The sequence below is a fragment of the Mycobacterium hubeiense genome (assembly GCF_002838065.1).
In the GTDB taxonomy this organism is placed as follows: Bacteria; Actinomycetota; Actinomycetes; order Mycobacteriales; family Mycobacteriaceae; genus Mycobacterium; species Mycobacterium hubeiense.
Window position 1 is genome coordinate 1 of sequence record NZ_PIZU01000050.1, and the last position, 17,914, is coordinate 17,914.

Below are 17,914 nucleotides of genomic sequence, written 5' to 3' on the forward strand. Positions count from 1 at the left end.
ACGCGAAGGGCAGGCCTGTCACGCTGCCCGGCGGCAAGCATGAGTTGCAGTCGCCGCCGGAGATGCCGCGCAAGACGCCCACTCCGATCATTCAGTTCATCCTGCCGGTCTTCATCATCGTGCTGCTGGTGGGGATGGTCGTCATGATGATCACGATGGGTGGAGGCCTGTCGGGGCAGCAGCGCACGTTCAACCCGCTGTACATGATCATGCCGTTTTTCATGCTGCTGAGCGTGTTGGGTATGGCCAGCCACAGCATCGGTGGGGGCAGCCAGATCGGTGAGGTCAACGAGGACCGCAAAGACTACCTGCGGTACTTGGGGATTCAGCGGCGGCGGGTGCAGCAGACCGGTGAGGCGCAGCTGAAGGTCCGCAAGTGGGATAACCCGCAAGCGGCGGTGTTGCCGTCGTTGGTGGCGCCGGGTACTGGCGGTCCGGACAAGCCGTCGGCGCGGATGTGGGAGCGGCGCAGCGATGCGGTCAATTTCGCCTATGCCCGTGTCGGTTTGGGAACCGAGCGGTTGGCCACCGAGCTGAAAGCGCCTGAGACTGCCGCCGTGGACGACCTGGAGCCGGTGTGCGCGCGGGCGTTGCGGCGCTTTGTCGACACCCACAAGGCCCAGTCGGGGATGCCGCTGGCGATCGCGTTGCGCACCTACCCGTTCATTTCGTTGACCGACGAGGCCGACGGTGAGGATGCGGCGGCGTTGATGCGGGCGATGATTTGCCAGCTGGTGACCTTTCACGGGCCGGATGATCTGTTGGTGGCGGTGATCACCGAGGATCCGGATGGGGCGCAGTGGGGCTGGGTGAAGTGGTTGCCGCACAACCAGCACCCCACTCTCGAGGACAGTATTGGCAGCGCGCGGATGGTGTATTCGGATGTGGCGAGCGCGCGTGAGGCGCTCACTCCGCTGATCAGTCACCGGGGTGCCCACAACAAGGACACCACGAACTCGGTGCTGCAGTTGGTGATTGTGTCGGATCGGGCGAGGGCGATGACGGCTGCGTCGAGTCTGATCGGTCGGGACGGTGTCGATGGTGTGACGTTGATTGATCTGCGGCCTGAGGACGCGGTGTCGGACACGTTGAAGGTGCCGTTTCGGTTGACGATTGCCGGTGGGTTGCTGTATGCGCCCGATGAGCGGGGTAAGCAGACGAAGTTCGCTGCGCCGGATGGTGTTTCGGTTCAGTTCGCCTCCGATTATGCGCGGTTGATGTCGCGGTATCGGCCGGCCAGTGAGATGGACATCATCGAGCGTCAGGTCACGCGCAAGGTGGCCAAGGGTGGGTTGCTGGGGTATTTGGGGATCAGCGATGCGGCGATGCTGGATCCGGCGGTGTCGCAGCGGCCCAAGGCGTTGCGGGACTTCATGCGGCCGGTGATCGGGGTGACCCCGGCTGATGAGCCGGTGCATCTGAATTTGAAGGAAACCGGTCAGGGTGGCACCGGGCCGCACGGGATCTTGATCGGTGCGACCGGGGCGGGTAAGTCTGAGTTGCTGCGCACGCTGGTGTTGTCGTTGGCGGTGACGCATTCCAGCGAAGAGCTGAACATGCTGCTGGTCGATTACAAGGGTGGGGCGACGTTCCTCGGTTTTGAGGCGTTGCCGCACACCTCGGCGATCCTGACCAACATGGAGGCCGAGAGTCATCTGGTCGATCGCATGGATGTGGCGATCCGTGGTGAGATCAACCGCCGCCAGGAGATCTTCCGGGCCACTGCCGAGCGTCCTGATGTGCATACGCAGGTGCCGAATATTCAGCGTTACAACGAGATCCGCGAGTCGGGTGTGCCGATCGCGCCGATGCCGGCGTTGTTCATCGTCGTCGACGAGTTCTCGGCGTTGCTCGATGACAACCCGGAGTTCGCCAAGCTTTTCGCGTTGATCGGTCAGCAGGGCCGGTCGATGGGCATCTATCTGCTGTTGGCGACCCAGTCGCTGCGGTCGGGGCGCATCTCCCAGGTCGATCCGCACCTGTCTTATGCGATCGCGTTGCGCACCAACGGCCCTCAGGAGTCGCGTGACGTGCTGGGCACCCCGGATGCCAGTGAACTGCCCGAGAGTCCCGGTGCGGCCTACTTCAAGCCGGTCAGCGGTGAGCTGATGCGGATGCGGGCGTTCTATACCGGTGATGCGTATGTGCCGCCGAAACGGGCGGCGGTGGCAGCGCCCAACGCTGCTGCGGCGCCGGCGGTGGAGCGTCCGCGGCCGCGGCTGTTGACCGCCTCCCCGGTGGTTGCCGTGGCGCCCGATCTCGGTGCGGGGCGCGGTGTTGGGCAGCCGCCGCGGCCCGCTGACGGTAACGGGCACGGCCCGGTCGATCCCAGCCGGGTGCTGCCCGCCCCGAATGGTGGGCCCGTTGCGGGTGTGGCATTTGACGGTGGTGGTGTGGTGGCCGAGTATCAGCCCGCGGTCGGGGTGTCGGCAGCGGTGCCGGCCGCGCCCGCTGCCGCGGGCGCTGGGGCGGAGTCGGCGGCTTCTGCGGCGCCGGCGGTGCCCGGTGGTGGTGTGCTGACTGGGGTGAACGTCAAGACCGAGGCCCAGGTGCTCATCGACCGGATGGCTGGCCACGGGTTGGAGGCGCACCGGATCTGGTTGCCGCCGTTGGACTATTCGCACACCGTGCATGATCTGCTCACCGACGCGAACCTGTTTTGGCCGGTGCGGCCGGGCCCGGGACGGATCCCCATCGGGACCATCGACAACCCGTTCTATCAGCGGCGCGACGCGGTGGTGATCGACTTGCTGGCCAAGAACGTGGCGGTGGTGGGTAGCGGCAGCGCCGGCCGGTCGACGGTACTGCAGACGCTGATCATGTCGGCGGCGCACAGCCACAGCAGCACTGAAATGCAGTTCTACTGCTTGGATTTCAGCAACGCCAAGCTGGTGGCGTTGGCCGATCTGGCGCATGTGGGTTCGGTGGCCACCCGCAACGAGGCGGCCAAGGTGTCGCGCACGATCGCTGAGATGAGTGCGATCATGCGGCGGCGCGAGAAGTTGTTCATCGAACACAACATCATGGGCATGGCCGATTTCCGGCGGCGTAAGGCCCAGAAAGAGCCGGCGCTGCGCTCTGACCGTCACGGTGACGTTGTGCTGGTGATCGATGGGTGGACCACGATCACCAAGGATGAGTCGGCTGGGTTCGATCATCTGGAGAATGCGGTGACGCTGTTGGCGGCGCGGGGTAAGTCGTTCGGGGTGCACGTGGTGATCGCCACGTCGCGCTACGCCGATTTCAAGCCGGCGATCAAAGATGAGCTCGGCCAGCATGTGGAGTTGCGGCTCAACGACCCGACGACTTCGGAGGTGTCACGCAAGAAGGCTGAGAATGTGCCGGACAAGCCCGGCCGCGGCATGGTGAAGTCGACGAGGCCGCGCAGCGGTGACGTCTACAACCCTGAGGTGCTCGATCTGCTGATCGCGCTGCCGATCGTGACGCCGGGTATGCGGCCGCAGCCGCTGAGCACCGAGATCGATGTGGACGTTCACGAATCGGTGGCGCAGATCAATTCTGTCAATCCGGGTGCAGCGCCGCGGGTTCGGTTGCTGCCCAATGAACAGCCGCGTGAGGAGTTCATGTCGATGGTGCCCGAGTTGGCGCCGCCGCCGCCGAACCGGGCTCAGCTGTTGGTGCCACTGGGTGTGGGTGAGGTCGAACTCGAGCCGAAGTACATCGACTTCAACGATGACACCCAGACACATTTCGTCGTGATCGCCGATCGAGTATCCGGGAAGACAACGGTGCTGCGTCACATCGTGACCACGCTCATCGAGCAGAACGATCCCAACGGTGTGCGGTTCCTGATCGTCGACTTCCACCGTGGACTGCTCGGTGTGCTGCCCAGCGATGATTACGGGGTTACCGCCACCAACCCCGAGGAACTGCGGCAGCACGTCGAGGTGTTGGCAGCGTCGCTGCCGGCGCGCATGCCACCCAGCAAGATCACTCCCGCGCAGCTGCGGCGTCGTGACTGGTGGCAGGGCCAGCCTGACATCTTCGTCATCGTCGACAACGCTCACGAGCTCGCCGGCGGTGGGGGGCGTCTCGACCAGCTGCAGCCGTTGATGCCATTCTTGGCGCGTGGGCGTGATCTCGGGTTCCACATGGTCGCGGCTTACCGCAGCGGCGGTGTGTCGAGGTACCTCTACGGTCCAGGGTTGCTCGGTGAGCTCAAGAACCTGAATACGCCGGGAATTGTGATGAGCGGGCCCAAAGACGAAGGGCCCCTTATCGACACGGTGCGGGCGAGTGCGCAGCCGCCGGGTCGCGGCATGCTGGTAACTCGTGACTTCACCGAGTTGGTGCAAGTGCCGAATCTGCCCGCTCCGGACGACGAATAGCGTGCGGCCGCCACGTGATGGTTGCCAACGATCCGATCAATGTGTTGATGTGAAGGTGCGCCGATGACCTTGCCTCCCCCGCCGGATTCGTATGGTTCCCAGCCGCTGCGGGGTGGGCAGCCTCCGCGGGGGCCTGGCGGTCAACCGCCGTATCCCGGTGTGTCACACGGCCAGCCGTACGGTCAGCCAGGTGGGCCACAGCCACAGCAGTGGGGATCGCAGCACCAGTGGGCGGGACCGCCACCACCACCGAACAAGGGTGGTAAGGGTAAGTGGATTCTTGTTGGCCTCGCGCTGATCGCGGTGATCGCGGTCAGCGTCGTCGCGACTGTTCTTGTGCTGCGGCCCGATTCAGCGGCCAGCGGCCGCGACGAGATCCCGACCGCTACCGAGGATTCGGAGGTCGCGAGCGCGAACGACACAGGGCCGGCGAACATCATCACCGAGGACCCCACGTGTGATGCATGGGGAGGAATAGCACGGGATTACGTATCCGAAGTGCAGTCAGTGAACTGGGCCGATCGCGATTCCCAAGTACCGGCATCCGACTGGACAGACCAGCAACGAGTCATGTACGAAACTGTCGGTAGAGCCATGACAGATGCTGCGGACTTAGCGGTCACCCTCCAGAAACAGACGCCTCATCGTGTGATGAGGGAACTGTATGGGCAGTTCATGGCATACGCGGAAGCTTTTGCTGATGCGATCCCTACATATACATTCGAAAATGCCGACAGTTTGGCAAATGTGCCAGGCGGGGCATTGTCGGCGTTGTCAGCGATCTGCTCTGCTATCGATTACAAATCCGCTCAACCTGTGGCGCTGCAGCTCGCTGCACCGGCTTCTCCCGCCCAGGTATCTCCTCCTTCAGCTGAGCCGAAGCAGTTTATTGATAACTCGTCGAGGACGGTATGCGAGGAATGGATCTCGTCAACCGACCAGTACGACAAAGACACCCAAGCCTGGTTGGCAATCGACGCGAATATTCCAGCATCCGAGTGGACGGCTGAGCAGAAAGCCGTTTACAACTCGGCTGCGTCGATAATGACTGCCCGCGCAGATGCTATCGAGAGAATGGGCCGCGAGAGTAACAACGCAGTGATTGAGGATTTTGCAGTTATTGCGGCGCAGTACCTTCGTGCTTATGTACTCACCATTCCGAAGTACACGTCGAACGACAACTTTTTGTCCGACTCTGCGCGATACCTCGTTGGCACCGTTCACTGGGCGTGTAAGGCGGTGCGCCGATGACTTTGCCTCCCCCGCCGGATTCATATGGTTCCCAGCCGCCGAATAGTGGGGTGTCGCCGTGGAGTGGGCAGCCTCCGCGGGGGCCTGGCGGTCCACCGCCGTACCCCGGTGGGCCACACGGCCAGCCGTATCACGGTCAACCAAGTGGGCCACAGCAGTGGGGACCGCAGCGCCAGTGGGCGGGCGGCCCGCCCCCACCACCAAACAAAGGTGGCAAGGGCAAATGGATTCTTACTGGCCTCGCGCTCATCGCCGTGATCGCCGTCAGCGTCGTCGCCACTGTCCTTGTCCTACGGCCCGATTCAGCCGGCAGCAACCGCGACGAGACCCCGACCGCCACCGCGGATTCGGAGGTCGCGAGCGCGAACGACACAGGGCCGGCGAACATCATCACCGAGGACCCGACGTGTGAGGCGTGGGGGCGGATAGGGCGAGACTATGTCGCTCAAGCGAAGGAAGCCGATTGGGCTGAACGTGATCCAAGCCTTCCAGCGTCAGAGTGGACACCGGAGCAACGTGCAACGTACGAAGCGATGGGCAAGGCAATGTCCGACTCAGCTGACCTCGCTGTTAACTTGTCAAAGCGGACGCCGCATCGAGTGATGCGACACCTCTACGCCCAATTTGTCGCATATGCACGGGCGTTCGTGGACAGCATCCCTGCGTACGAGCCCGCATCAGACGCCTTGGCTAACGTCACAGGTGCGTTAATGTCGGGCATCTCGAATATGTGCTCCGCTGTCGACTATAAAGCTGTCCAGCCCGTGGCTCCCGTCATTCCAGCGCCGAGCGACCCAACGCAGTCGGCCCCGGCAGTCGATGAGCCCAAGAGGTTCCTTGAAGGAAGTAATTCGATATGCGGCGACTGGATGGCCGCAAGCTCAAAATACAGCGACGACACCGACGCTTGGCAGAGTATCGATGCAGCCATACCCGCGACCGACTGGAAGCCCGAACAGAGGAGCGTTTACGACGCAGTTGGTCCTGTAATGACCGATCATGCAAACGACATGGAGCGCCTCGGTATAGCGAGTGGCAATCCGATTTTGGAAGATATTGCGACGTTGGCGGCACAGTACACACGGGCCTATGTGATTGCGATTCCGAAGTACACGCAGAACGATAATTTCATGTCGCAATCGGCCAGGTACCTAGCCAGCACAGTGTATTGGGCGTGCAAGACGGTGTCCTAAACGTGGTTGCAAAAGGTGAGGCTCGCGGCGCGACGGGTGTGTCAGCGCTGCTGGGATGTGACCATTTTGGTTCCGGCGGTGCGCGCCGATCCCGTTTGGATGAGCGCGGTGCAGCTGGAGCGCTCTACCCCCAGGCGGGCGTCGCGCTCAAGGTCGCGCCCGGTGCTACCCCGGTGCTGGTCGACGCCGTCACCACATCGGTTTTCGCGTTTGAGGCACTTGGCCAGGCACACACCGCATTCGACGACGCCAACGGTAACGCCTACGAGGCTGCGAAATTGGTGGGCTGTAATGGCTTATCGTGCAGTGATTTTGGCTGCTTCAGCTTCGGCTTCGACGGCTTTTTGAAGGCCTCGGTTGACGTCTTCGCCGGTGAGTTCGGTGTGCTCTTCGATTTCGTCGAGGTCGATGCCGGCGCGGACCAGGCGACGGTTGCGGGCGGTGGCCGAGTGCTTGATGACTTGGCGGACGAAGCGGGCGTTGCCCAGGGTGTCAATGCGGCGCTTGCCGGTGGGGTCGACGTCGTCGTAGATCTTGGTGAAGCTGGCGCGCAGTGCGTCTCGGGCTTCGTCGGTGAGTGGGGCGCCGGCCTTGGGGGCTAGCACATCGGCGATGGCGACGAGCTGGTCGGCGTCGTAGGAGCGGAAGCGGATGCGTTGAGTGAAGCGTGAGGGCAGGCCGGAGTTGGTGGCCAGGAATTTGTCGATGTCTTCTTCGTAGCCGGCCACGATGCACACGAAGTTCTCGCGGTCGTTTTCGAGGCGGTGCAGTAGCCCTTCGATGGCTTCTCGGCCGTGGTTGTGTTCGCGGTTCTCTTTGACCAGGGTGTAGACCTCGTCGATGAAGAGGACGCCGCCGAGTGCTTCGTCGATTTTTTTCGATGTCTTTTCTCGGGTTTCGGCGACGTACTTGCTGACGAGGTCTTCTTCGGTGACTTCGACGAATTTGTCGGTTTCGATGACGCCGTGGCCGGCGTAGATCTTTCGGAGGATGCGGGCGACTTCGGTTTTGCCGGTTCCTGACGGGCCTGACAGGAGGATGTTTTCGGTCTGTTCGCCGGTGGGCAGGCCTTTTTCGCGGAGCTTGCTGGCGATGAGGACGTTGGCTTTGACGTCTTCGATGCTGTCTTTGACCGATTCCAGGCCGATCAGCTGGGTGAGGTCGTCGGCGGCTTCTTTGAGCAGCGCGGCGCGGCGGTCTTCGGTGATTCCGGCGCCCAGGGTGGGGGTGGTGGCCGGGTCCCAGATGTCGCTGCGGGAGTTGATGAGGTCTTCGGTGGTGACGGTGAGCCGGATGGTCGGGTCGGTGAGGGCGCGTGAGGCGGCGGCGCTGAGTTCGGGGTCACCCATGTGGGCGTGCAGCGCTTCGAACAGGGCGCGTGCTTGGTTTTCCTCGCCGAGTTCGCGGTAGACGTAGGCACGTGCGAGCAGGGCCTTGTTGTAGACGGCGCCCATGGTGGTCGTCACGGCGTCGAGCCGGCGTGAGGCCTCGGTGAACATGCCCAGGTGCGCGCATGCGGCTCCGGCCATGTAGTTGACGCAGTCCATCAGGACGCCTTCGCTCCAGTCGTGGGCGTTGAGGGCGGCCAGCACGTCGGGCCAGCGTGCGGTGCGCATGTAGATGGTGCCGAGGAGGTAATCGGGTATCTGGTGGGAGGTGTGGGTCTTGACGATGTCGGTTTTGACCTGGTTGATCAGTGCCACGGCGTCGTCGTAGCTGCGGTCTTCGGCCAGTAGTGCGGCGCGGGCCAGTGAGACGTCGTCGCGGCTGCACATGCGGAGGTTGAGCATTCCGGCTGGGTAGAGGCCGTGCAACGTGTTGGGCGCCAGGCCGAGTCGGCGTTGGTCGATGCCCAGTCTGGAGCGGGTGCGGTAGCACTGGTTGATGACGTAGCGGTCGATGACTGCGGCGGTGCCTTGGCGTTCTTGGACGGTGACCATCGCCAGGCCCAGCCAGGCGTCGCACATGGCGTCGTCGATCTCGACGGCCTTCTGGAAGGCGCGGCGTGCCTCGGCGAGGTTGACCGATCTCACCTCGGAGCCCCCGGTCGGGATGCCGAGGTTGGCCACTCCGATGCGGAATGCGCGTTCGGCCAGTTCGGTGTCTGTCACAGGGGGATTCTAGGTCGGGACTAGGCAGAACGCGCTTGCGTTGCCGGTCGGGCGGGCTTGGGTTGGGATACCCAGCGGCCGCGGGTGTGGCGCCAGGTGTGGGTGTCGTCGGCCAGGACGAATGAGGGCACTGATTCTTCGCCGTCTTTGAAGAGTGCTCCGCCGGCGATACCGGTGAATTCGGTCTTTTCGCCGCGGCCGTCTCCGCTGGGGGCCGTTTCGTAGCATTCGGCGGTAATCGGGCAGTGTGCGCAGAAGTCGTGCACGATCGGGGAGGCTGCTTCTTGCTTGCGTTTTACCGATGCGCGGTTGGATATGACCGCTTCAAGGTTCTTCTCTAGTTCGAACCACGCCTTGGGGTTTCGCGCGCACGGAGCGCTCGGGCCGAAAAGGGGTTCGATGTTAGAATCTGCCACGACATCTCCTGTTCGGTGGTGTTCGCTTCCTGGGCCGCTGTTTCCCGCCAAGGTCTGGCGGCCCAGGAGTACACCGTATCACACAAATCTCCGTGTGTAGACGTCTTGTTCCCGAGTGAAGACGGGGCGTGTGGGGCGGCGGTGAGCGCTGGCCGGTTGTGTCGGTGGCCCGGCGACCGCTTACCGCTGACCAGGGTGTGCGTGACGACCACAGTGACAGCGCGGATCAGGCCCGCGTACGACGGCGCGCAGCGCTGCTGCCAGCGGCAGCTCGTCGGTCGCCACCGTCAGATACCAGGCATGCCCTGGGGCCGCGGTCATCTCCAAATGCTCAGCGCCTCGTGCTTTTTCGCCCGCCCGGGACTGGTGTATGCTGGTATCAATCGTTCGGCCCGCACCAGGCAGCTGGGAGCGGGCCGGATCTCTATCTGCGTTGCTGAGGTCTAGGGTTTGGCGGCATGACTCGGCCTGTCAAATCGTGGTTATCGATCAACGACCAGGTGCAACGCGGCGGGCCTACGCCGTGTGTGAGCTGATTTTGTGCTGCTCGGCGGCGGCGTTGGCGGCGTCGCGATCGCGTACCAGTGCCACGCGCAGCTCGCGTAGGCGTGTCACCATCGCGTCGATCTCGTCGACAGCGGAGTCGACTTTGGTGACGGTTTCGTCGAGGTAGGTGTGGTCGTCGACGAAGTAGCTTGCGGGGACTTTGAAGAAGCGTGCGAGGGCTTCGATCAGGTCGAGGCGGGGAATGGCGCTGCCTTCGACGAGCCGGTAGAGGTGACCGCGGCTCATGGCCAGGCCTCCTTCGTTTTCGATGAGCCGGTAGAGGCCGTCGACGGTGATGGGCCGGCCGGTCTCGGTGGACCCCAGGCCTTCCATGAGCGCTCGAAGCCGGGCGCCGAATCGGCGTCCGGTGGGGGTGACTTCTCTTGGGTCCGCCACGTGTGTACCCATCTCTCCCTTGTTCGTCGCGCCCCCTAGAACCCGATTCAGCGTAACAACACTTGCCTGCTGGGCCGCGTAAACATGGGTTGCTGTTCAGTCGTGCCGCAGTAGGGTCTGGGTCATGGCCGATGAGGTTTCAGTCGCTGGCTCTGAGCGTTATGTGGCGGGCAGTGATGCTGTTCAGGCGATCTTGGACCGCAATGCCGCGGTGGCACAACGGGTGGGCGCGGCTTTTAACGATGTGGAAAATCTTCGTTGCCGAGTGGCATCGGAAGATGAGTCAGTGGTTGCTGAGGTGGATGGTTTGCAGCGGCTGACAGAGCTGTATTTGGAGCCGGGGATTCAGCGGCGCTATCGGCCGGACAAGTTGGCGGCGGTGATCACCGAAACGGTGCTGGCCACAGGCCAGGTCGTACTCGAGGAGGCGGCCGCGATCCGGGCTCGGCATTTTCTGCCGTCAGATGGCTCTGATCATTAGCCACCACACCATTTGTAGTGCGGGTTCGCCGGGGGTTGGCGGTCTGCGTTTTCTTCGCTGGATTAGCGTTGGCACCCCGCTGGTGTCTGCGTATACTTCCACTATGTCTTCGTACGGAGACATCAATTCGGAGTTTCTGTTCCCTCTCGGAGGCGGCACATGGACATTGTCGGAGTTGAGACCCCGGTCGTGACGGGCGTGGCGGCGAATCTGCTGGCGCAGGCCGTGACACTGCAGTCGGCGATCATCGCGGCCACCCCAGCAACGACGGCTATCGTGCCGCCCGGCGCCGAAGAAGTGTCGGCGACGGGCGCGGCGATGTTTACCGCCAACAACGCCGAAGCGCTGGCCATGGCACAGACCCAGGTCGCAAACCTGGTGTCGGCGGCCACCGAGGTCGGCGGCGCGGCGGTGGCATTCGAGGTGCAAGACCTCGTCGGCAAGGGCCTTCTTCTTGTTTAACCGTCACGGGGGGTGCGCGTAGATGCCAGCGCAATATATGGCGTTGCCGCCTGATATCAACGCCGCGCGTATCGAAGGTCCCGGTGAGGGCTCCATGCTCGCCAGCGGGGCGGCGATGAACGCGTTGGGCGCGGCGATGGCCGCGACCGCCGGCGCAGTCAGCGGTGCGGTGTCGACGTTGGCCGCAGCGGGTTGGACCGGGCCGTCCGGCGCTTCGACCGCGGCGTCGTTTGCCCCCAACGTCGGCTGGATGTCGGCACAGGCCGCCAAGATGGCGGCGATCGGCGCCACGCAGATCGCCTTCGCCGAGGCCTATCGAGCTGCCAACGTGATGATTCCGAAGGTGCCGGTGGTCGCCGAGAACCAGACCGAGCACGGGGTTCTTCAAGCCACGAACTTCTTGGGCATCAACGGCGGCGCGATCGCCGCCAACCGCACTGCCTACGCCGGGATGTGGACGGCCGCGGGCACCGCGATGAACACCTACGAGGCTGTCGGGATGGCCGAGTCCACCCCGATCCCGGTCGAACCGCCGACGCCGATCACCAGCAGGGGCGTCGGCATGATTACCGCTGGGGCTAGCACCGGTGCCCAGCTCGGCGTGGGCCTGGCCCAGGGCGCGATGAACGCTGCCACCAGTGGTTTGAGCACCCTGACCGGGGCGGGTACCACTGCCGCCTCGGCGGCGCCGGCCGCGGCCCAAGCGGCGGGCACTCCGGCCACGGGCGGGCCGATGGGCACTGGCGGGCAGCCTCCCGCAGCAACCGCCAAGAGCGGAGCCGAAGGCCAACAGCTCACCTCGCTGCTCGGCCAGCTCCCTCAGGCCGCCGGCCAGCTACCTCAAGCGCTCGGGTCGGCGCCTTCTGCGGCCACCCAGGCCTTCAGCGGACCCGGACAGGCCGTCATGGGGCCGCTGCAAAGCTTGATGACCGCCGGCGGATCCGGGATGGGCGCACCGGCGGGAACCGGCGTCAGTGGCCTATCGGGCATGTATCCGGGATCGCTGGCCAGCGCCGCCAACGACGCCGGAGGCCGCTCTCCATCCAAGTCCGCCGGGCTGACCCGGTCAGCCGGAATCGGCGGCGGCAGCGGCGGTTTCGCCATGCCGGGCGGATGGCGAACCAGTGCCGACACTCTCGGTATCGGCGCCGCACCGGCTTCCGGGATCGGCAGCGGCCGGGCGGTGGCCGGCGGGGCCGACCTTCGCACCTCGGCGGCCGGCGGCGGTATGGGCCCGATGATGGCGCCGATGTCGCCGATGGCGGGCGGGCGACGCTCAAACTTCCGCGACAGTGCACCACTGTCGTGGGAAGAAGACCCGTTCGGCGCCGAGGAGGACGACGATCTTCCGATGACGTTGAGCGCCTCGGGTGAAAGGGGGACATGACCCACACCCTCTCCCCCCGGTACACAGCACCAGTCACACACCCGAAAGGACACCTAGAACATGTCAGATAGCTTTGGTGGCGGCGGCGGACTGCTCCACGCCGACAATCCCCAGTTGGCGGTTTCTGTCGCGCACATGGACAGCACCTCCTCCCAGATCCGCTCGGTGATGGGCGCGATCGACGGCGAGGTCACCGGCGTGAGCGGATCGGCCTGGGGCGGCGAGGCCAACATCGCGTTCCAGAACGCGATGACGCAATGGCGTGACGCCGCGGTCAAGATGGACCGAGTTCTGCAGGACATTCACGACGGCGTGCACATGTCCCGTGTCTCCCATGACACCCAGGAAGACGCCAACGTCCAGGACCTGACGCGGGCCGGGCACACGACCTTCGGCATCTCGCCGCTCTGACCGGCGGACTCGCCCCAATCCTCCTTCTGAAGGGAAACCACTTTCATGGCCGAATCGATTAAATACAACTTCCCGGCGATCGCCGCTGCGGCCTCCAACATCACCGCCAACGGTGGCAAGTTGGAGACGCTGCTGTCTGACATGGATGCCTCCGTGCGCACCCGGCTGCAGGAAGCCTGGCAAGGCGAAGGCGGCGAAAGCTACCAGCAGATCGCGATGCGGTGGAACAACGCCGCACTCGAGGTGCGCCAGGCTCTGGCCCAGCTCGGTGCGGCAACGGCCGGCGCCGGTGAAGGCATGAGCCACACCAACCGGGCCAACGCCGCACGCTTCGCCCTCGGATAACCCTTGCATCACCCCGCCCCCGCGCTCGTCGCGCGGGGTGCATGAACCGGCCCCGACCCGGCAAAGGATCTCCCCCGATCCCCTTTTGCCGGTCGGGGCCGCGCCATTGAACACACATCGCATATCCAGAAAGAGGCAGCTGTGGACACTGTCGACGCGCCGGTCATCTCTGCAGAGTTCAACCTCGACGAAATGCTGCTGCTGCAGAATCTGCTGAAGATCACCGCGTTTCCCATCGTTCTTGAAATCCTTGCGCCCCGCGACTATTTCGACGACGCGGTGCGGTCGCGGGCACAGAACGAAGCGATGGACTCGCTGATCGACAAGCAAGTGGTGACCGGCGGCGAGGTCACCGAAGCGACCGTCGCCCAATGGCTGCGGGTGCTGCAGAGGCCCGACATCGAGCTGGCCGCCCGGATCTGGCGGGAAGGCGCCCAACTCGGCCTGACGGTGTGCCGGCGCGGTGCGTTGCATGTGGTGGCGATGCGCTACAACGATCTGATCACCATCCAGCCGCTGAGCAACCACGCCGAGATCACCAGTGTCGCCCAGGTGCTGGCGCCGGTGATCAGCGCTCTCGGTGAGGCGGTGCCGGCCAACTTCGAAGCAATCAATCTGCCCGTGGCCCAAGGCAAAACCATCGACGAGCGCGTCGCCGCCGGCAGCAGCTACTACACCGAGCTGCTGCAAGCTGGGGTGGCCGAGCCTTCGGCGCGGTTCCTCACCGACGCGCTGCGCGAGCGCACCGAGGTGTGGCGGTCAGAGATCGTGGCGATCGAGTACGTTCCGGGCAAGCAGATCCAGTCCAAGGCCGCGGTGGGAGTGTTTGACACCCCGCTCGGCCGTATCGTCGCCGCGCCCAGCCACGCCCTCGACGGCACCATGTGGTCGACGTTTGCTCCCGGCACCAACGGGAGGCTGGTGACCTCGGCCGAATTGATCATCGAGACGTTGCCCTCGGCGTCGTGGTTTGCCGCGGTGCGGCACTGAGCAACTCGCCTGGCTTTCTGGCGCAGACCCTCTATACGCTCGCAGAAAGTAGAGCACTTCAGCGAACGACGGGCGGGTTAGCTGCATGAGCATCAATCATGACTCCCAGGATTCCTACGACCGGTTTTTCCCGCCGGCCCAAGACAACACCGGCGGGCAGCCGGCAGTCGGCCCCAAGGGGCACACCTGGCCGCGCCACGGCGCCGACCCGGGCGGCGGCAACCAGCAGCCCCCCACCGGCGGGCAGCCCGCCGTCGATCAGCGCCAGCGTTCCGGCGAGACGGGCGGCTACGGCGGCGACCCTCGCGCCGCTGATCAGCGTCAGCTGCATCGGCTGCCGCCGCCGGCCGGGCCGTACAACTCCCCACCTCTCCCGCCGCCACCCGGTGAACGGTCCTATAGTCAACCCGCCGCCGCGCCGACACCACCGGTAGCCGAGCCCGCCCAGCCGAGCGAGCAGCCCGCGGCGGGCGAGGCGCCGGCCAATCCGCGCGAACAGTTCTGGACCGCCACCAACGACCAGTCTTCGGGGCGGCCCGCGCCCCAACAGGCCTGGCCGGATGCGGCCAACCGCGCCGCGCCGGCTGCGCGAGGCGACGAGGCTGCCCGGCCGGCCGCGCCCGTATGGCCCGATGAGGCCGGCCGTGCTCATGCGCCGGTCCAGCAGCAGCCCTGGGTCGATGAAGCGACCACGGTCGTGCCTCGGGGGTGGGTGGCTCGCCAACCGCAGCAGCCCACCTACCAGCCGCCCCCGCAGTCGGAGCAGCCGGAATGGATGAGCGAACCCTACGATGCGCGCTACGTCGATCAGCGCGTCGGAGACGACGAAAAGTCGTTGACGTTTAGCGCCGATCGGCTCGACCTGGTCGGCAAGCGCAAGCTTCCGCCCGGGCGGGGCTGGCGGAAGTGGTTGTACCGGTTGAGTTTCCATTCGATCAACCTTGGGCTGTCGCCGGCCGAGGTGGCCTATGCCGAGATGGTGGAGACCATCCGCCAGCCCATCCGCGGCGACTACAAGATCGGTGTGGTCTCGCTGAAGGGTGGTGTCGGCAAGACCACCTCCACTGTCACGTTGGGCTCGGTTTTCGCCCAACACCGCAAGGGCGATCGCGTCGTTGCCCTCGATGGCAACCCCGACTTCGGGAACCTGATCAGCCGGGTGCCGCGCCAGACCAACACCACTGTCAAGGACTTGCTGGCCGATGCGGACCTGAGTCGCTACGGCGACGTGCGCCACCACACCTCACAGAACATTCATGGCTTGGAAGTTGTTGCCGGAGAACGGGATCTAGCCCAATCAGAACGCTTCTCCAAGTCTGAATACGAGCGGGTGATGGCTGTACTGCAGAGCCACTACAGTCTGATCTTCACCGACTGCGGGACCGGGCTGATCAACGAGGCGATGGCCGGGGTGCTCGACACCGCCAACGCTTTGATCCTGGTGTCGTCAGTGACCGTCGACGGTGCGCGAGCAGCCTCGGCCAACATCGAATGGCTGCTCATCCACGGCCACCATCACCTGGTGCAGCGTGCGGTGGTGATCCTCAACCAGAACAAGCAAGGCAAGACCAGCGCCAACATCGACCAGCTCAAGGAGCACTTCAGCCCGCATGTGCGTGCGGTGCATGTGATTCCGTTCGACGAGCACCTGGCCGAGGGCGGCGCGGTGAACCTGGGTCTGCTGTCGAAGAAGACACTGCGGGCGTTTGAGGAGTTGGCCGAGTTGATCGCCACGGACTTCCCCAACGCGACAGGAAAACACACCGCCGAGGCACAAGCGCGACCCGAGGTTCAAGCGCGACCCACCGCTCCCTGACATGGATCTGTTTGCTGCCGATGCGTTGTCACCGGCAGCGCGGGTCGCTGCGCGCGGGCTGGTTGGGGTTCGAATCTGTTTGGCGGGGCGGCCCGAATCGCCTCGACTCTGCGGCTGGGTGCTGGATAGATTTCCGGATATGAGACAGATGCCCCGGGGTTTCTGGAGGGGCTTTTCACGATCGGTATTGGTCGGGGTGAGGACAGCGTGCGATGAGCGTTGAGGTGAATGGCAACGGGGCCGCTGCGCCAGCGGTAAGCAGTGACACCGAGATCCGGATGTGTCGGGGCGCGGTCCTGGTGGGCGCCACCCAGATCGAGGTGGTGTTGCCGGCCGACATCGCGATCGGGTCGCTGATGTTCGATCTCATCAAGGTGCTCGGCGACACGCTCTATGCGCAAGGCAAAGACGTCAGCATGTTCCGCACCAGGCAAGCGCCCGGGCGATGGACATTGGGGCACGTGGGTGCCCCGCCGATGCCGGCGGACAAGACGCTAAGCGAGCTCGGCATCGAAGACGGTGACCGGTTGGTGATGCAGCGCGCGTTGAGCAGCGAGGAATACCAACCGTTGGTCGACGACGTCACCGATGCGACGGCGATGATCAGCAACAGCCGGTTCAAGGCGTGGGATCCTTCGATGTCGCGGCGGGTCGGTGCGGCGATCGCGGTCACCGGATGCGTGGCTGTCGCGGTGTTGATCGGGTTGTATTCGATGAGCGAACGGGCGGTGTGGGCGGCCCCGGCCGCCGCGCTTGCCGTGGCCGCGGTGGCGGTGCTGGGCGCGTGGGTGGCCGGGGGGCGGTTCGCCAACCCGATCGTGTCGACTGCGCTGGTGCTGTGTGCCTACCCGTTGGCCGGTGTGGGTGCGGCAGCGATCGTGCCAGGCGGATGGGGTGCCTATCACGTCGTGTTGTGTGCGGGGACATTGCTCACGCTGGCAGTGGTGTCGGCGGCGGTGCTGGCGCGGGCGGTGACCCTGGCGGCCGCGGTGCTCACCATCGGGGTGTTGGTGCTGGGTGCGGGGCTGGTGCGCGGGGTGTGGTCGGTCCCATACGTGGCGCTGGGTACCGGTTTGACGTTGGCGGCAGTCATCGCCTTGTTCGCCGCTCCCAAGCTCGCGCTGATGACCGCGCGGGTTCCGCTGCCGCCGGTGCCGACGTTGGGGATGGCGTTCAACGAGCCGGACCGCTCCCCGCGGTTCATCGTCGCCGGTGCCAGTCACGCCCAGCAGTACAAGGCGCCGGCCGCGGAGGTGTTCCAACAGCGCACTGAGGCGGCGAACCGTTACCTGAGGGGCATCACCATCGGGGCGGCGCTGTGTGCGATCGCCGGGACCGCGCTGTCGGCCCAGCCCGGTCATCGCCGGTACTGGATGGCGTTTGGGTTCGTGTTGCTGGTCGCCGTGGTGATCTTGCGCCGCGCCCGTATCGGCGCCGATCGGATCAATTCGGCGGTGCTGCTGGGCACGGGTGCGGTCATCGTGGCCGCGGTGATGGTGCGGTTGGCTTTGTTCGACGGGCGGCTGTGGGTGGTGCTGCTCGTGGCGGCGGGGCGGCTGTTGGGTGGCGGGGCGGCGCTGGTCGCCGGCGTGGTGTTGCCGGGGATGGCGTTCAACCCCGTGCAGAGCCGTCTCGGTGAGCTTCTCGAAGTGTTCATCATCGGGGTGTTGCCGTTCTTGGCGGTATGGATCATGGACATCTACGGCGCGCTGCGGGGGCTGCGGTGAACGCGGCCAGGCAGTGCCGGCGGGCGGCGGTGG

At 64.9% G+C, this 17,914-nt stretch carries 14 protein-coding genes; 11 read left to right on the forward strand and 3 right to left on the reverse strand.

Annotated features, from left to right (window positions below; translation table 11 throughout):
• The 3 genes from eccCa to CWS39_RS24915 all read left to right on the forward strand — a co-directional run.
• On the forward strand, positions 1–4,349 hold a 4,349-nt coding region (gene eccCa, locus CWS39_RS24905), incomplete at its 5' end, for a type VII secretion protein EccCa (RefSeq protein ID WP_102145567.1).
• 303 nt (positions 4,350–4,652) lie between these two features.
• Positions 4,653–5,600 (forward strand): hypothetical protein, encoded by a 948-nt coding sequence (locus CWS39_RS24910; protein WP_102145568.1) that lies wholly within the window; start codon positions 4,653–4,655, stop codon positions 5,598–5,600.
• Positions 5,601–5,854: 254 nt separating this feature from the next.
• Positions 5,855–6,793 carry a hypothetical protein gene (locus CWS39_RS24915; RefSeq protein WP_233213678.1) on the forward strand — a complete coding sequence of 313 codons (939 nt, stop codon included), beginning with the start codon at positions 5,855–5,857 and terminating at the stop codon, positions 6,791–6,793.
• Between the two features lie 296 nt (positions 6,794–7,089).
• Here the strand turns inward: CWS39_RS24915 and CWS39_RS24920 are convergent, their stop codons facing one another.
• From CWS39_RS24920 to CWS39_RS24930, 3 genes are all read right to left on the reverse strand, one after another.
• Complete coding sequence (locus CWS39_RS24920; protein ID WP_102145570.1) at positions 7,090–8,904, reverse strand: AAA family ATPase; 1,815 nt, start codon at positions 8,902–8,904, stop codon at positions 7,090–7,092.
• Positions 8,905–8,924: 20 nt separating this feature from the next.
• Positions 8,925–9,320 (reverse strand): hypothetical protein, encoded by a 396-nt coding sequence (locus CWS39_RS28690; protein WP_142386918.1) that lies wholly within the window; start codon positions 9,318–9,320, stop codon positions 8,925–8,927.
• Between the two features lie 516 nt (positions 9,321–9,836).
• Positions 9,837–10,274 (reverse strand): helix-turn-helix domain-containing protein, encoded by a 438-nt coding sequence (locus CWS39_RS24930; RefSeq protein ID WP_142386919.1) that lies wholly within the window; start codon positions 10,272–10,274, stop codon positions 9,837–9,839.
• Between the two features lie 112 nt (positions 10,275–10,386).
• Here CWS39_RS24930 and CWS39_RS28695 point away from each other — a divergent pair, with 112 nt between their 5' ends.
• The 8 genes from CWS39_RS28695 (at position 10,387) to eccD (ending at position 17,881) form a co-directional block, all read left to right on the forward strand.
• The gene (locus CWS39_RS28695; RefSeq protein ID WP_142386920.1) at positions 10,387–10,743 is read left to right on the forward strand and encodes a hypothetical protein; all 357 of its coding nucleotides are present in this window, start codon (positions 10,387–10,389) and stop codon (positions 10,741–10,743) included.
• Between the two features lie 159 nt (positions 10,744–10,902).
• The gene (locus CWS39_RS24940; protein ID WP_102145574.1) at positions 10,903–11,205 is read left to right on the forward strand and encodes a PE family protein; all 303 of its coding nucleotides are present in this window, start codon (positions 10,903–10,905) and stop codon (positions 11,203–11,205) included.
• 22 nt (positions 11,206–11,227) lie between these two features.
• Positions 11,228–12,592, forward strand: a complete 1,365-nt coding sequence (locus CWS39_RS24945; RefSeq protein ID WP_102145575.1) for a PPE family protein — start codon at positions 11,228–11,230, stop codon at positions 12,590–12,592.
• A gap of 60 nt (positions 12,593–12,652) precedes the next feature.
• Entirely contained in the window at positions 12,653–13,003 is a 351-nt protein-coding gene (locus tag CWS39_RS24950; RefSeq protein WP_102145576.1) for a WXG100 family type VII secretion target, read from the forward strand.
• A gap of 45 nt (positions 13,004–13,048) precedes the next feature.
• Positions 13,049–13,348 carry a WXG100 family type VII secretion target gene (locus CWS39_RS24955; RefSeq protein ID WP_102145577.1) on the forward strand — a complete coding sequence of 100 codons (300 nt, stop codon included), beginning with the start codon at positions 13,049–13,051 and terminating at the stop codon, positions 13,346–13,348.
• A gap of 141 nt (positions 13,349–13,489) precedes the next feature.
• The gene (locus CWS39_RS24960) at positions 13,490–14,338 is read left to right on the forward strand and encodes an ESX secretion-associated protein EspG (protein ID WP_102145578.1); all 849 of its coding nucleotides are present in this window, start codon (positions 13,490–13,492) and stop codon (positions 14,336–14,338) included.
• 85 nt (positions 14,339–14,423) lie between these two features.
• The gene (locus CWS39_RS24965; protein ID WP_102145579.1) at positions 14,424–16,154 is read left to right on the forward strand and encodes a nucleotide-binding protein; all 1,731 of its coding nucleotides are present in this window, start codon (positions 14,424–14,426) and stop codon (positions 16,152–16,154) included.
• A gap of 212 nt (positions 16,155–16,366) precedes the next feature.
• Positions 16,367–17,881, forward strand: a complete 1,515-nt coding sequence (gene eccD / locus CWS39_RS24970; protein ID WP_102145580.1) for a type VII secretion integral membrane protein EccD — start codon at positions 16,367–16,369, stop codon at positions 17,879–17,881.
• Positions 17,882–17,914: the final 33 nt, after the last annotated feature.